This window comes from Corynebacterium uterequi, from assembly GCF_001021065.1.
In the GTDB taxonomy this organism is placed as follows: domain Bacteria; phylum Actinomycetota; class Actinomycetes; order Mycobacteriales; family Mycobacteriaceae; genus Corynebacterium; species Corynebacterium uterequi.
In genome coordinates this window covers 2,246,214-2,259,965 of record NZ_CP011546.1, presented here as the reverse complement: position 1 = coordinate 2,259,965, position 13,752 = coordinate 2,246,214, and the positions used below count along the sequence as shown (strand labels likewise).

11 protein-coding genes are annotated in these 13,752 nt (G+C 67.6%); 10 read left to right on the top strand and 1 reads right to left on the bottom strand.

The genetic code is table 11. The annotated features are described in order from the left end of the window. Window positions 1-30: 30 nt before the first annotated feature. The 3 genes from serS to CUTER_RS10250 all read left to right on the top strand — a co-directional run bounded on the left by serS (window position 31) and on the right by CUTER_RS10250 (window position 3,842). Window positions 31-1,290, top strand: a complete 1,260-nt coding sequence (gene serS / locus CUTER_RS10260) for a serine--tRNA ligase (RefSeq protein WP_047260343.1) — start codon at window positions 31-33, stop codon at window positions 1,288-1,290. Window positions 1,291-1,352: 62 nt separating this feature from the next. Continuing rightward, window positions 1,353-2,969: a 1-acyl-sn-glycerol-3-phosphate acyltransferase gene (locus tag CUTER_RS11980; RefSeq protein WP_052844121.1), complete on the top strand. Its 1,617-nt coding sequence runs from the start codon at window positions 1,353-1,355 to the stop codon at window positions 2,967-2,969. 24 nt (window positions 2,970-2,993) lie between these two features. After that, complete coding sequence (locus tag CUTER_RS10250) at window positions 2,994-3,842, top strand: Cof-type HAD-IIB family hydrolase (protein ID WP_047260342.1); 849 nt, start codon at window positions 2,994-2,996, stop codon at window positions 3,840-3,842. Between the two features lie 4 nt (window positions 3,843-3,846). Here CUTER_RS10250 and CUTER_RS10245 read toward each other — a convergent pair whose 3' ends face one another. Then, window positions 3,847-6,090, bottom strand: coding sequence for an N-acetylmuramoyl-L-alanine amidase (locus tag CUTER_RS10245; RefSeq protein ID WP_052844120.1), 2,244 nt, complete (start codon window positions 6,088-6,090; stop codon window positions 3,847-3,849). A gap of 190 nt (window positions 6,091-6,280) precedes the next feature. On the opposite strand from CUTER_RS10245, the gene glf reads away from it, so the two are divergent. The 7 genes from glf (at window position 6,281) to CUTER_RS10210 (ending at window position 13,505) form a co-directional block, all read left to right on the top strand. Continuing rightward, window positions 6,281-7,474: a UDP-galactopyranose mutase gene (gene glf / locus CUTER_RS10240; protein ID WP_047260341.1), complete on the top strand. Its 1,194-nt coding sequence runs from the start codon at window positions 6,281-6,283 to the stop codon at window positions 7,472-7,474. A gap of 159 nt (window positions 7,475-7,633) precedes the next feature. Next, window positions 7,634-8,251, top strand: coding sequence for an arsenate-mycothiol transferase ArsC (locus CUTER_RS10235; protein WP_047260340.1), 618 nt, complete (start codon window positions 7,634-7,636; stop codon window positions 8,249-8,251). A 100-nt stretch (window positions 8,252-8,351) separates the two neighbouring features. After that, window positions 8,352-8,855 carry a phosphatase PAP2 family protein gene (locus tag CUTER_RS10230; protein ID WP_052844119.1) on the top strand — a complete coding sequence of 168 codons (504 nt, stop codon included), beginning with the start codon at window positions 8,352-8,354 and terminating at the stop codon, window positions 8,853-8,855. A gap of 344 nt (window positions 8,856-9,199) precedes the next feature. After that, window positions 9,200-9,826 carry a three-helix bundle dimerization domain-containing protein gene (locus tag CUTER_RS10225; RefSeq protein ID WP_047260339.1) on the top strand — a complete coding sequence of 209 codons (627 nt, stop codon included), beginning with the start codon at window positions 9,200-9,202 and terminating at the stop codon, window positions 9,824-9,826. A 157-nt stretch (window positions 9,827-9,983) separates the two neighbouring features. Next, window positions 9,984-11,942 (top strand): glycosyltransferase, encoded by a 1,959-nt coding sequence (locus tag CUTER_RS10220; protein WP_047260338.1) that lies wholly within the window; start codon window positions 9,984-9,986, stop codon window positions 11,940-11,942. Then, on the top strand, window positions 11,932-12,450 hold the full coding sequence (locus CUTER_RS10215; RefSeq protein WP_047260337.1) for a phosphatase PAP2 family protein: 519 nt from the start codon (window positions 11,932-11,934) through the stop codon (window positions 12,448-12,450). Before CUTER_RS10220 ends, CUTER_RS10215 begins: the two co-directional genes overlap by 11 nt. A gap of 71 nt (window positions 12,451-12,521) precedes the next feature. Continuing rightward, window positions 12,522-13,505, top strand: coding sequence for a decaprenyl-phosphate phosphoribosyltransferase (locus tag CUTER_RS10210; protein ID WP_047260336.1), 984 nt, complete (start codon window positions 12,522-12,524; stop codon window positions 13,503-13,505). Window positions 13,506-13,752: the final 247 nt, after the last annotated feature.

The window sequence follows — 13,752 nt, the reverse complement described above, 5'->3', positions numbered from 1 at the left end:
TCGGGCCGGCACCGGGTAGGCTTCCAACCTATGATCGATCTGAAATTCCTTCGCGAGAATCCCGACGTCGTCCGCGCTTCCCAGGTCACTCGGGGAGCCGACCCCGCCATCGTTGACCAGCTGCTTCAGGCCGACGCCGCCCGTCGTGACGCCATCCAGGCCGCCGACCTATTGCGCGCCGAGCAGAAGGCGTTCGGAAAGAAGATCGGTCAGGCCTCGCCCGAGGAGCGCCCCGCGCTCCTAGCCGGCTCCAACGACCTTAAGGCCAAGGTGAAGCAGGCGGAGGAGGCGCAGAAGGCGGCGGAGGACAAGGTCGTCGAACTGCAGTACCGCGTCGATAACATCGTCGAGGGCGCCCCGGCCGGTGGCGAGGATGACTTCGTCGTGCTGGAAACCCACGGCACCGTGCCGGAGTTCGACTTCGAGCCCAAGGACCACTTGGAGCTCGGCGAATCCCTCGGGTTGATCGATATGAAGCGCGGCACCAAGGTGGGCGGCGCCCGCTTCTACTACCTCACCGGCGACGGCGCCTTCCTCCAGCTGGGCCTCATGATGGCGGCCGCGATCAAGGCCCGCGAAGCCGGCTTTAGCCTCATGATCCCGCCGGTGCTCGTCCGCCCGGAGATCATGCAGGGCACCGGGTTCCTCGGCGAACACGCGGACGAGATCTACTACCTGGAGCGTGACGACCTCTACCTGGTCGGCACCTCCGAGGTGGCGCTGGCCGGCTACCACAAGGATGAGATCATCGACCTGTCCGACGGCCCGCTGAAGTACGCCGGCTGGTCCTCCTGCTTCCGCCGCGAGGCCGGCTCCTACGGCAAGGACACCCGCGGCATCATCCGCGTGCACCAGTTCGACAAGCTGGAGATGTTCGTCTACTGCGACCCGGCCGAGGCCGAGCAGCGCCACCAGGAGCTGCTGAGCATGGAACGCGAGATGCTCGGCGCCATCGAGGTGCCCTACCGCGTCATCGACGTCGCCGGCGGCGACCTCGGTTCCTCCGCCGCGCGCAAGTTCGACACGGAGGCCTGGGTGCCCACCCAGCAGACCTACCGCGAGCTGACCTCGACGTCGAATTGCACCACCTACCAGGGCCGGCGTCTCAACACCCGGTTCCGCGGCGCCGACGGCAAGCCGCAGACCGTCGCCACCCTCAACGGCACCCTGGCGACGACGCGGTGGCTCGTCGCGCTGCTGGAGAACCACCAGCAGGCCGACGGCAGCGTCGTCGTGCCCGAGGCACTGCGGCCCTTCGTGGGCAAGGATGTGCTCACCCCGCGCGGCTAACACTGAGGTCTACACCGAGGTGTAAAGCAACACGAAGCCGGCCAGTGTGCGATACTTTTCGCATGCTGAAAGACGCCGGCTACTGGTCCATTATCACCGTCCTGCGCGGCTATTTGGCCGCTAAGGGTTTGACCTTCCACATCCGCGGTGAGCAGCACATTCCCACCGAGGGTGGGGCGGTGATCGCGCTCAACCACACCGGGTACCTGGACTTCGTCTTCGGCGGAATCGCGCCGCGTCGCCGCCGCCGGCTGGTGCGCTACATGTGCAAGGAATCGATCTTTAAGGTTCCCGTGGTGGGCGGGCTCATGAACATGATGGGCCACATCCCCGTAGACCGGATCAACGGCGCCGCGTCCTTCGATCGCGCCGTGTCCGAGGCGCGCGCCGGGGAACTGGTCGGCATCTTCCCGGAGTCGAGCATCTCGCGCAGCTTCGAGATCAAATCCATCCGCAACGGCGCGGTGCGCATCGCCCACGCCGCCGGCGTCCCGATCATCCCCATCCTGCTGTTCGGCAGCCAGCGGGTGTGGACCAAGGGGCACCCGAAGAAGCTGCTGCGCAGCCCGTACCCGCTGTACATCGAGGTGCTGGAGCCGATGGCCACCACCGGCGACGTGGCGGCGGATACCGAGCGCCTCCACGAGGTGCTCACCCAGGGCCTGGCCCGGCTGTGGGACCGCCACCAGCGCGACTACGGCGCCTTCCCCGAAGGGGAGTTCTGGGTGCCGGCCCGCTTCGGCGGCGGTGCGCCCACCCTGGCCGAGACCGAGGCGCAGGACGAGGTCATCTACCAGGAGCGACGCCGCGTGCGCCAGCTGGGCGTGGACTTAAGTGAGCTGACGGAGAAGATCAAGACGCTGCGCGACGACATGGCGGCCGGCATCTACGACCGCATCGAGGAAGCCAAGACCAAGCTCGCAGAGACCGAGCCGCCGAAGACCCCCAGCCTGGCCACCATCCAGATCAAGGTGAAGACCGCCGTCGATGACCTGGTAGCCGAGTCCTCCCGCGGGTTGAAGGAGAGCAGCGACCACATCACCGAGGCGATGGAGCAGCTCAAGCACGACACGAACGAGCTCTTCGAGCAGCTCCAGGCCAGCACCCGGGAGCGTTACGACGGCTCCCAGCTGGAGCGGGCGCTGGCCCGCATCGTCGCCGAGTCGAAGGAGATCATCGCCAAGCTCCCGCAGCGCAAGTCCGTGGTGGCCTTCACGGAACCGGATCTCATCACGGCCAACGCTGACCGGTGCCTCATCGTCGACGATGCGGAGGCGCTGGGCACCCACCTCGACGCTGGCGCCGCCGTCGTCCTCTTTACCGAGGAGCCGGGCGCGGTGGCGGTGGAGCGCCTCGGACTGGCCGGTCGAAAGCGGGTGGCCGTCGTCGTCGGCGGCCGGGAGGTCGTCGACACCGCCGGTGAGGTCATCGCCGAGGGCATCGACGGGCGGGAGGCCGGGCTCGACGCCGCGTTGGCCCACCTTGAGCTGCAACCGGAGCGGGTCCTGTCCTTCGGCGCGCAGGAGGCTGACCTGCCGATTCTCGCCCGCGCGGACTGGGCGGTGGCCATGGCCGACGCCGACGCGTCCGTCGTCGACGCGGCAGCCACCGTCATCGCCCCCGCTATCGAGCGCGGGGTAGGGGAGTTCCTTACTGGGCTTCAGCCACAAGACAACTAGCGGTGGCTGGCTTAGGCTAGGGCAATGACGTTGACCGCACCGCTTCCTCAGGGCTCGCCATTGCTCATCGCCTCGGACATCGACGGCACCCTCATTAACTCCGCCGGCCGGGTGACTGAGCGCCAGCGCGCCATCGTGCACCGGCTTATCGACGCCGGTCACTACTTTGCCCTCGTGACCGGCCGCCCGCACCGCTGGATCAAGGTGATCCTCGACCAGGTGCGGGTCAACGCGCCCTGCGTGACGAGCAACGGGGCGGTGACCCTCGACGTCGGAAGCGGAACGCTGCTGGAAGCCCACGAGCTTTCGCCCGAGGTCATGCGGGACGTCGTCGCCCGCAGCCGGGAGGCGTTGGCCGACCTCGGCGGCATGGCCACGGCCGTGGAGAGGGTAGGGGACCCGGAGCGCCTCTTCGACGCCGGTGATTACGTCCTCACGCCGGAGTTCGTGTCCACGTGGGATGAGCCGGACTACACCATCGTCGAGGAGGCGGAGCTGTTGTCTAAGCCCGCCCTCAAGCTGGTGATGCGCAACGACGCGCTCACGTCCGCCCAGATGTACGAGCGGGTGGCGCGTGTCGTCGACCCGGCCCTGGCCTACGTCACCTATTCCATGTCCGCCGGCCTGCTGGAGGTGTCGCTGCCGACGGTGAACAAGGGCGCGGCCGTGGCCCGGGTCGCCGAGCGCCTCGGGGTGGCGCAGGAGAACACGATCGCCTTCGGGGACATGGCCAATGACATCGAGATGCTGCGGTGGGCCGGCTGCGGGGTGGCGATGGGCAACGCGGCTGAGGTCGTGAAAAAGGCCGCCGACGTCGTGACATTGTCACACGACGACGACGGCCAAGCCCGCGTCTTGGAGCAGCTGCTCTAAGCGGTTAGTCCGCCAGGGAAATGTTGAGCTTGCCGGTGGCGGCATCGAAGGTGATGGTGCCGCCGGTGAACTCGACGCTCAGCACGTCGCCGGTGGTCTGCTGGGTAGCCACCGGCATGCCCAGCGGGCCGGCGTCGAAGCCCTGGCCGGCCCAGGCGTCGGCCACCTCGCCCCACAGGGCGTAGGCGTTGTTGTCCTGCTGGACGATGATGCCCTCGTCGAACAGGGCGAAGGACTTGGTAGCGCCATTCGGGGTGGCGTTCGCGTAGCCGATGCCGCCGACCGGGTCGCCGAGGACCTCGCCGTGCTCCTTGGCCACCTTGCTCCACGTCTTCTCGATCTCGGTGGGGCCGCTCTTGGACAGCAGGCCGCCGAAGATCGGGCCGATGTCGGAGATCTTCAGGCCGTCGAGGATCTCGATGTCGCCGGCGGGGACTGCCTTGCCGCCGTCGGTGGCGTCGCCCGCGTAGACGAGCAGGATCGAGGCGATGGTGCCGAAGATGGTGATGAGGGTGGAGGCGTCGCCGGACAGGGCCTTGTGGATCTGGCCGGTCGGGGTGTCCGTGCCCGCCGTCGGCGAAGCGGCGGCGGTGCGGGTGCCGGCTGCGGAGGCGGTGGCCGTGGCGGCCGCACTCGGTGCGCTGGCGGTGGTGGTCTTGTTCTCCGAGCTGGAGGAACCGAGGATGGAGCTGCTCTGCTCCTCATCCGACTCGCCCTGGGTGGCGGTGGTCGTCGCCGTGCTGGTCGAGGAGCTGGGGGAGAGCGACGCGGTCGTGCTCGGCTCGTCGGACTCAGCGGTGGTGGTGGCGGTGGTAGCCGCCGTAGCGGCGGCGTTGCCGAACTTGCCGGCCTTGATGTCGTCGGCGCGCTTCTTCGCGATGTCGCGGATGGTGTCGAGCTTCGCGTAGAGGTAGTCGCCGGGGCAGGAGTTGTAGTGGAAGTCCCGGTGCGCGCTGATCCGCGGGAAGGTGGCGGTCTGTCCGGCGCCGAACTTGGAGCCCGGGAAGCTGAACGAGGCGGTCAGCTGCGTCGTGCCCTTGGGGTCGAAGCCGCTGATGGCGGCGCGCCAGCCGAGCATCTCGCCGATGGCCTCGATGGCCTCGTCGGAGGGGCGGGCGTTCATGTAGTTGCCGAGCAGGGAGATGCCCCAGGTGTGGGAGTTGAACGCGCCGACGTGCGCGCCCTGCACTGCCTCGTCGAGGCCGCCGTAGCGACCCTCGTAGATGTTTCCGTACTTATCGACGAGCGCGTTGTAGCCGATGTCGCCCCAGCCCATGGTCTTGCCGTGGTAGGACTGGATGCCGCGCACGATGCCCGGGGCCTGCGCCTCGGAGTAGTTGTTCGAGCCGGCGGTGTGGTGCACGGCCGCGGCCTTGACCGGCGCCGAGTAGGTGACGGGGTTGTGGCGCAGGTTCGGGTCCGCGCCCCACGCGGAGCGGGTGACGACGTCGGGCATGCCGGCAGTGACGGACTTCGCGACCTGGTCGATGCCGCCGGTCTGGGTGTTGGGGTCGATGAGGACGACCTCGATCTCCTCGGCGGAGACGGGGCCGGCGTCCGCGACGTCCGCGACCGGGGCGATCTCGCCGTAGTTGGAGTCGATGCGCGGCAGGCCAGCGGCGGCGGCGCCGTCGACGTTCGGCCCGGCGTCCACGCCGAGCTGGTCTTCGTTCTCGCTGGTGCGGGCGGTGGTCGGGGCGGCCTCAGCGTCGGGCACCAGGGCCTGGGAGGCGGTGTCCGCGTCGGTGGCTTCGTCCTTGCTTAAGCCCAGGTCAACGCCGGCGACGGAGACCTGGATGCGGGTGGTCGGCTCCACGTAGATGAGGTCGGTGCCGCGCTTGCCGTCGATGCCCTCTTCGTGCATGGGCTGGGCCGCGTACCACGGACCCCACGTGCCATCCTCGGCCTCGGCGCGGACGTAGGTGGCGATGTCCTGGGGGGAGTTCCAGGTCAGCGCGAAGAGGCTAAAGGGCGCCGCGGAGCTGAACTCCTTGACGGTCTTCGGGCCGGGAACGCCGCCCTGGGAGGCGATGGCGGCGTCGTCGATGACGGTGTTCGCGCCGTCGGTGAAGCTCAGCGTCGTGTCGGTGACGGGGATGGGGTCGATGCCGTCGGACTGGGCGAGGTAAATCGCGCGTCCGCCGAAGATGACGGTGAGGATGAGGGCAAGGGCCGCGATGAGCGACACTGCCGACGTGCTGGCGGCCGGCGCCGCCGTGGACGAGCCGAGGCGTCGTCGCTGCTGCATATCGTGCTCCTATGGTGCTTTGGCGGGCGGGGACAACTATCTAATCTGTGACTGTAGTTCAAGAAGGGTACAAATGATAGCCGAGTGAAGAGAATTAACGATAGGGAATGTTGTGACATAATCCAGCAGGGGTGGGTGAGGTCGTGTTCCGGCCCCGCAACGCGGCCCGCCTCCGATAGCCTGGGGAACCATGACTTATGACCTCATCGTTGTGGGATCCGGCCTCTTCGGCCTCACCGTCGCCGAACGCAGCGCCAGCCAACTAGGCAAGAAGGTGCTCATCGTCGAGCGCCGCCACCACCTTGGCGGTAACGCCTACTCGGAGGCCGATCCGGACACGGGCATCGAGGTGCACACCTACGGCGCGCACCTCTTCCACACCTCCAACCAGCGGGTGTGGGACTACGTCAACCAATTCACCGACTTCACGGACTACCAGCACCGGGTGTTCGCGATGCACAAGGGCACTGCCTACCAATTCCCCATGGGCCTGGGCCTTATCAACCAGTTCTTCGGGCGCTACTACTCGCCCGACGAGGCCCGTCAGCTCATCGCCTCCCACACCGAAGGCCTCGACCCGGCCGCCGCCACCAACCTGGAGGAAAAGGCCATCGCGCTCATCGGTAAGCCGCTCTACGACGCGTTCATCAAGCACTACACGGCGAAGCAGTGGCAGACGGACCCGCGCAACCTGCCGGCGAGTAACATCACTCGGCTGCCGGTGCGCTACACCTTCAACAACCGCTACTTCAACGACACCTACGAGGGGCTGCCCGTCGACGGCTACGCGGCGTGGCTGGAGCGGATGGCCGCCGTCGACGGCATCGACGTGCGCCTCAACACTGACTGGTTTGAGGTGGCCGATGCCCTGCGCGCGCAGTCCCCGGACGCGCCGGTGGTGTACACCGGCCCGCTGGATCGCTACTTCGACTACGCCGAGGGGGTGCTGGGCTGGCGCACGCTCGACTTCGACACGGAGGTGCTGCCCACCGGCGACTTCCAGGGCACGCCGGTGATGAACTACAACGACGCCGACGTGGACTACACCCGCATCCACGAGTTCCGCCACTTCCACCCCGAGCGCGCCGACCGCTACCCCGCGGATAAGACGGTCATCATGAAGGAGTACTCGCGGTTCGCCGAGCGCGGCGATGAGCCCTATTACCCCATCAACACCCCGGAGGACCGGGAGATGCTCAAGGCGTACCGCCGACGGGCAGCCGACGAAGCCCGGGAGAACAAGGTGCTCTTCGGCGGGCGGTTGGGTACGTATCAGTACCTGGATATGCATATGGCTATTGCGTCGGCGCTGTCGCTGGTCGATAACAAGCTGGCCCCGTACTTCGGTGACGGTGTTCCGCTGGAGCAGGAACGCGGCCACTAGGGCGGGGTGGACGACGAGCCTAGCGTCGGCCTGTTCAGTGCCCTGTCATGACCGGTCCTAACCGGTATTTGCAGAGGTGAACCTCAGTGGGCTAAAGTTAACTGCAAGTTAACAAACGGCGAACTTCTTGCCGTTGCACCTATCTGAGAGGGGTCGACCATGTTCGATCGTTACCACATCGTTCGCGAGGACCTCCACCGTCTCTACGGCGGACGCGTGCCCGCGGACACCATTGACTCTGTCCTGGACGAAGAGATCGCCGCCGCCGAACAGCGTGCCACCGTGGACACCTTCCTGCCCGTCATGGTGTCGCGCGTGGCCGCCGACCGCCTGGAGAGCGCCTTCGGCGCCGAGGCGCCCGCCCACGCCCGCCCCGAGGTCCTCTTCGTCTCGGCGTCCAACGCCGGACGGTCCCAGCTGGCCGCCGTCATCACCCACCACCTGGCCGACGAGGAGGTCTTCGTCCGCGCCATCGGTCTCGCGCCCACCGGCGCCGTCGACGCCAACGTGCTGGAGGTCATGGAGCAGCGCGGATTGTCTTCCGACGCTTGCTACCTGGAGGCGATCAAGGCGCGCACCGTCCACCGGGCTAATGTCATTGTCCTCATGGGCGTGGACCAGGCCCCGGACCTGCCGGGCGACCGCTACGTGCACTGGACCATCGAGGATCCGGTGGGCAAGTCCATCACGGACATCCACCGCATCGCCGACCAGATCGAGGACCGGGTCCGCGACCTGCTCACCGAGCTGGGCGTCCTGGTCTCGGCGGCCGCCTAACGGCTACGAAGATTCTCGCGCCGCGGCATCCGGTAAGGGTGCCGCGGCCTTATTTATGTGGACAAAGGAGTGAGGCATCATCGCGAGCTGGGACGACGCGGTGTGGCGCTGGTGGATCGAGAACCGGGTCGACGCCCTCAATGACCCGGTCGCGGCCTTCAGTGAGCTTAGCCGGCCGGCCTACCTGCTGCTGGTGGGATTGGTGGTGGCGGTGCTCGGGCGGCGACGACGCCTGTTCGTCTGGCCGCTGACGGTGGCGGTGACCAACCTGGTCGTGCACGTGGCGAAACCGATCATTTCCCGGCCGCGCCCGCCGCTGGACTACCAACTGGTGGAACACGTCAGCGGCGCGATGCCGTCCGGCCATGCCGCGGCTGCCGCGGCGGTGGCGGTTCTGGCCTGGCGACTGTGTGGTGCGCGGGTGGGAGGGTCGGTGATGGCCTGGGCGGCGGCGGTGGCGGTCTCCCGGCTGTATCTGGGGGTGCATTGGTTGAGCGACGTGGTGGTCGGGGCGATCGTCGGCGCCCTCGTGGCCTGGGCGGTGACGGCGGTGATGGGGCGTGCGATCGATCGTGAAGACCAGCCCGACGACGGAGAAAGTTAACGGCAGGTTAACTGAAAGTGTCTACCGAGGGGCGGGTGAAGTGTCTGGTAGGACGGCCAAAAGGTGTGACGTTTGACGGCCTGCATGGAGTGACCTGCACCGTTGGTGTTGACTAAACGGAGGGTAGCGACTAAGTTAACAACTGGTTAACAAATACGGCGGCTCCCAAGGCCGCCCCGGAGGTGGCGCGACGCACGCGTCGAGCCCCTCGCCGCGCGCCGCTGGCCACCCCGCCCGGGCTGGCCGGGCCAGCGCAGTCCGCGCGGCCAGTGCTGTCCGAAAACCGCGACAGGAGACCACGATCGCGACAACCCTACCCACCGTCTAAAGCCAAGGAGTTCACCATGAACCACGAGTCCGTCTACACCACCATCGTCGAAGACCTTCAAGCCCGTTACGGCCACGCCCTGCAGGCCGAGGAGATCGCCAGCGTCGTCGCCGGCATCCGAGCCAGCCACGAAGCCACCGCCACCGTCAGCACCTTCGTCCCGGTGCTCGTCGAGCGCTCGGCCACCGCCGCCCTGGAAGGCATCGTGCTCACCGAGCCCATGCGCCTGGTCAGCCGCCGTCGAGGCATCGCCGTCGTCGCCCGGAACAACCGCGCCCTCGCCGAAGTGGTGGCCGCCATGCTGCGCCACCACGGCGGCTCGGCCGTCGACGTCGCCACCCTCGCCACGCACCCGGAAAACACCGACGACCGGCTTCTGGAGCAGCGCGCCGGGCTGCTGGGGCTCGAACTCACCGGTGAGACCTACCGGCCGCACCGTTTGCTGGAGACCGCGGACCTCGTGATTTACCTGGACGAGGAAGCCACGGACGTCGCCGGGCGCAGCTACGCGACGTGGGACCTGGGCCCGATCGACGGCATCTCGGCCCACCAGGCCCGCCGCCTCATGTACGAGCTGGAGCGCAACGTCCTCGACGTGCTCGATCAGCTCGGGGTCGAGCGCCGGGTAGAGGCCCTGGTCTAAGCCCGTCAGCGCCCGAGAAAAAGTCGCCCCCACTGTTTGCGGTGGGGGCGACTGTCGTTCGTATCTGAGACCGGCGTGGCGCACTAGTCTAGAACCACTATGGGTGTTGGTGCGGCGGTACTAGTATTCCCTAAGATTTATAAGCGAAAGGAAGTCTATGCCCGATAAATCACTTCCCCAATTAGAAGTAGTGCAACGTGTGCTGCTGCCGCGCGTCGGCGAGCCGGACGACGTTCGGATGCTCTACCTCCTGGAAAATGCCCGCAATCATGCCCGGCTGACCTGGGCGGATCGCCTGAGCGTCAACGTCCCGGCGGGCACTGAGGCGTCCTTCGAAACCTACTTCAACGCCTTCCCGGCGTCCTACTGGCGCCGCTGGTCCCAGCTAGACCGAGTTGTCCTCCGCGTCGAGGTCACGGGCACCGCCGCCATCTCCGTCTACCGCTCCAAGGCCGAAGGCACCCGCGTGTCTGTGAAGAGCGTGGTGGTCACCGACGACACGGCCCGCATCGAACTCCCGCTGGCGAACTTCGAGGACGGCGGCTGGTATTGGTTCGACGTCACCGCCGAAACCGACGCCACCGTGAAAGACGCCGCCTGGTGCGCCCTGCAGCCGCCGAAGCCGCAGGTCATGCCCGACGGCACCGAGGTGGGGCCGTTCGACAAGCGGGTGACCGTCGGCATCCCGACCTTCAACCGGCCCGCCGACGCCGTCGCCGCGCTCAAGGAACTGAGCAGCGACCCCGTCGTGGACGCCCTCATCGACTCCGTCATCATGCCCGACCAGGGCACCCAGCACCCGGCCGACGAGCCGGGCTTCGCCGACGCCGTCGCCGCGCTGGGCGGCCGCTACCACGAGTTCCGCCAGGGTAACCTCGGCGGGTCCGGCGGCTACTCGCGCATCATGTACGAGGCGCTCGCCGACGAGGCGACCGCGAGTCCCTACATCCTCTACATGGACGACGACATCGCGATCGAGCCGGACTCCATCCTGCGCGCCGTCCAGGCAGCCCGCTACGCGAAGAGCCCCATCGTGGTGGGCGGGCAGATGCTCAACCTGCAGGAGCGCTCGCAGCTGCGCACCACCGGAGAGACCGTGGATCCCGCCACGTTCATGTGGACCGGCGCGCCGGGCGCGGTCTACGACCACGACTTTGCCCGCATTCCGCTCGGCGAGATCGGCACCGAGCAAACCTGGGTCGACCCGAGGGCGAAGGACGCCCGCCCGCTGCACCGGCGCATCGACGTCGGCTACAACGGGTGGTGGATGTGCCTCTTCCCGCGGGTCGTGGCCGAGCGCATCGGCCAGCCGCTGCCGCTGTTCATCAAGTGGGATGACACGGAATACTCCCTGCGCGCCGCGGCCGCCGGCTTCCCGACGGTGACCTGGCCGGGTGCAGCGATCTGGCACATGGCGTGGGCGGATAAGGACGACGCCATCGACTGGCAGGCCTACTTCCACGCCCGGAACCGGCTCATCGTCGCGGCGCTGTACCACGATGGTGACCCGATGCCCATCATCAAGAACATGCGCAAGTCCACCTTCAAGCACATCATGTGCATGGAGTATTCGACGCTGGCCATTCAGATCGCCGCGCTCAAGGACTTCCTGGCTGGCCCGGAGAAGCTCTTCGAGCAGCTGGCGACGGCGCTGCCGGCCGTGCAGAAGATCCGCGCCGGGTACACCGACGCCACCGTGTACGCCTCCGCCACCGAACTGCCGGCACCCACCGGCGCCCCGGGCGTCCCGGTGGACAACATCGGCGGCCGCCTGGCCAAGGTCAAGAAGATCCCGTGGGCGGTCAAAGCGCTGCGCCACCTGCTCACCAAGGAAGACCCCGCGCACCACGACGCCCCCCAGCTGCACCTGCGAGCGGACCAGGCCCGCTGGTTCACCCTGGCGCGCGTCGACTCCGCCACGGTGAGTACCGCCGGCGGCACCGGCGTGGCGCTGCGCACCCGCGACCGTGACCTGGCCAAGCGCCTGCTGCGGGAGACGATCGCCCTGCAGGATGAGGTGGTGGCCCGCTTCGACGACCTGCGCGCGCAGTACCGCGCCGCTGTGCCTGAGCTGACCAGCCGAAATGAGTGGAAGAAGGTATTTGATGCCCAATAACCAGGACGCCCGTGAGGCTGACGTCCTCGTCGCTATTCAGTCGGCGTTATTCGACGTCCCCGGGGTGGTTCCCTCTGCCCGAGGACTGTCCCACCTGGGGGAGCACGCGCTCGGCTGGCTGGGCATGTCCGCCGTCGGGTGCGCGCTCGACGCCCGGCGTCGCCGGCAGTGGTTCACCCTCGGGGCGGCGGCCTTCGTCGCCCACGCCATCAGCGTGGTGCTCAAGCGCATCGTCCGCCGACGCCGGCCGCATGACGAGCGGATCCGCATCGGCGTCGCCACGCCGTCGGCGTTGTCTTTCCCCTCGTCGCACGCAACGTCGACGACCGCCGCCATGGTCGTGCTCGCGAAGGTGACCGGTTCCCGGCTGCCGTGGCTCGGTGTGCCGGTGATGATGCTGTCGCGTATGGTGCTGGGAGTCCATTATCCGACCGATACGCTCGTGGGGGCTGGCATCGGCGCGGCGACTGCCGCGGCGGCCACCCGGATCGAAAGGAATAGCCGGTGAGTACGCCGCAGGATAGTCAACAGCCCGACCCGTCGGACTCCCGGCACGGAGAGATCGGCCGGCCCCAACCCATGACCCCGGAGGAGACCCCGGGTATCTTCCAGTCGGAGCCGCACACGGAGGGCATCGACAACCAGCGCAAGCGTCAGCCGCCGCGCAATCTGCCCGATGCCATGGTCAAGGCGCTGCGCCCGAAGCAGTGGGTGAAGAACGTCCTCGTCGTCGCCGCGCCGCTGGCGGCCGGCTTCGACGCCGTCGACTGGAGCACCCTCGCCGACGTTTTGCTGGCCTTCGTGACGTTCTGCCTGGCGGCGTCCTCGATCTACCTCGTCAACGACGCCCGCGACGTGGAATCCGACCGTCAGCACCCCACCAAGCGCTACCGCCCCATCGCTTCGGGGAAGCTGCCCATCACCCTGGCGTACGTCATGGCGGTGGTGCTCATCGTCAGCGCCGTGGGTTTGGCGTGGCTCGCCACCGACGGCAGCGGCCTGGCGACGGTCGTGGCCATCTATATTGTGCTTCAGCTCGGATACTGCTTCGGGTGGAAGCACATCCCGGTCATCGACATCGCCCTGGTGTCCTCCGGGTTCATGCTCCGGGCGATGGCCGGCGGCGTGGCGGCGTCGATCGCGCTGTCCCAGTGGTTCCTGCTGGTGGCGGCGTTCGGCTCGCTGTTCATGGCGGCCGGCAAGCGCTATGCGGAACTGCTGCTGGCGGAACGAACCGGGGCGAAGATTCGCCGCTCCCTGCAGGGGTACACGGCTACTTATCTCCGCTTCGTGTGGACGCTGTCTGCTACGTCGGTGGTCATGTCCTACGCCCTGTGGGCTTTCGAGCGCGCCGCCGAGGTCTCGGGGGCGGCGCCGATGTGGTACCAGATTTCGCTGGTGCCGTTCGTCATCGCCATCATGCGCTTCGCGGCCGCGGTGGACCGGGGCGACGGCGGCGCACCTGACGAGCTGGCGCTCACCGACCGAGTGCTGCTGGTCCTGGCGCTGCTGTGGGTGGCGTGCATCGGCACGGCGGTCTATCTGGCCCCGCTGTTCGGCTAGTCCGTGCGGGCGGCAAGCGCCCGCACGGGGGAGAACGCGAGCACCCGCACGGGGCTTCTGTGGCAAACGTGACATAAGTTATCGCTCATGGTGTGTGCGCCCCGAGCTGGGCTTTTACTCCTGGCTCGGGGCGCGCCCGTCGCCCGAGAGGCATTTCAGTTCCCGAAACGTTATAATCCGAGTACGATTCTGATAATCCGATGTGTGTCTCATGGTGGAACCCTCCGAGCAGGGCTGCTCACCGGCG

Bases quoted from the DNA above. Each gene is read 5' to 3' on its own strand.
- serS (WP_047260343.1), top strand. From the start codon at position 31: ATGATCGATCTGAAATTCCTTCGCGAGAATCCCGACGTCGTCCGCGCT.
- CUTER_RS11980 (WP_052844121.1), top strand. From the start codon at position 1,353: ATGCTGAAAGACGCCGGCTACTGGTCCATTATCACCGTCCTGCGCGGC.
- CUTER_RS10250 (WP_047260342.1), top strand. From the start codon at position 2,994: ATGACGTTGACCGCACCGCTTCCTCAGGGCTCGCCATTGCTCATCGCC.
- CUTER_RS10245 (WP_052844120.1), bottom strand. From the start codon at position 6,090: ATGCAGCAGCGACGACGCCTCGGCTCGTCCACGGCGGCGCCGGCCGCC.
- glf (WP_047260341.1), top strand. From the start codon at position 6,281: ATGACTTATGACCTCATCGTTGTGGGATCCGGCCTCTTCGGCCTCACC.
- CUTER_RS10235 (WP_047260340.1), top strand. From the start codon at position 7,634: ATGTTCGATCGTTACCACATCGTTCGCGAGGACCTCCACCGTCTCTAC.
- CUTER_RS10225 (WP_047260339.1), top strand. From the start codon at position 9,200: ATGAACCACGAGTCCGTCTACACCACCATCGTCGAAGACCTTCAAGCC.
- CUTER_RS10220 (WP_047260338.1), top strand. From the start codon at position 9,984: ATGCCCGATAAATCACTTCCCCAATTAGAAGTAGTGCAACGTGTGCTG.
- CUTER_RS10215 (WP_047260337.1), top strand. From the start codon at position 11,932: ATGCCCAATAACCAGGACGCCCGTGAGGCTGACGTCCTCGTCGCTATT.
- CUTER_RS10210 (WP_047260336.1), top strand. From the start codon at position 12,522: ATGACCCCGGAGGAGACCCCGGGTATCTTCCAGTCGGAGCCGCACACG.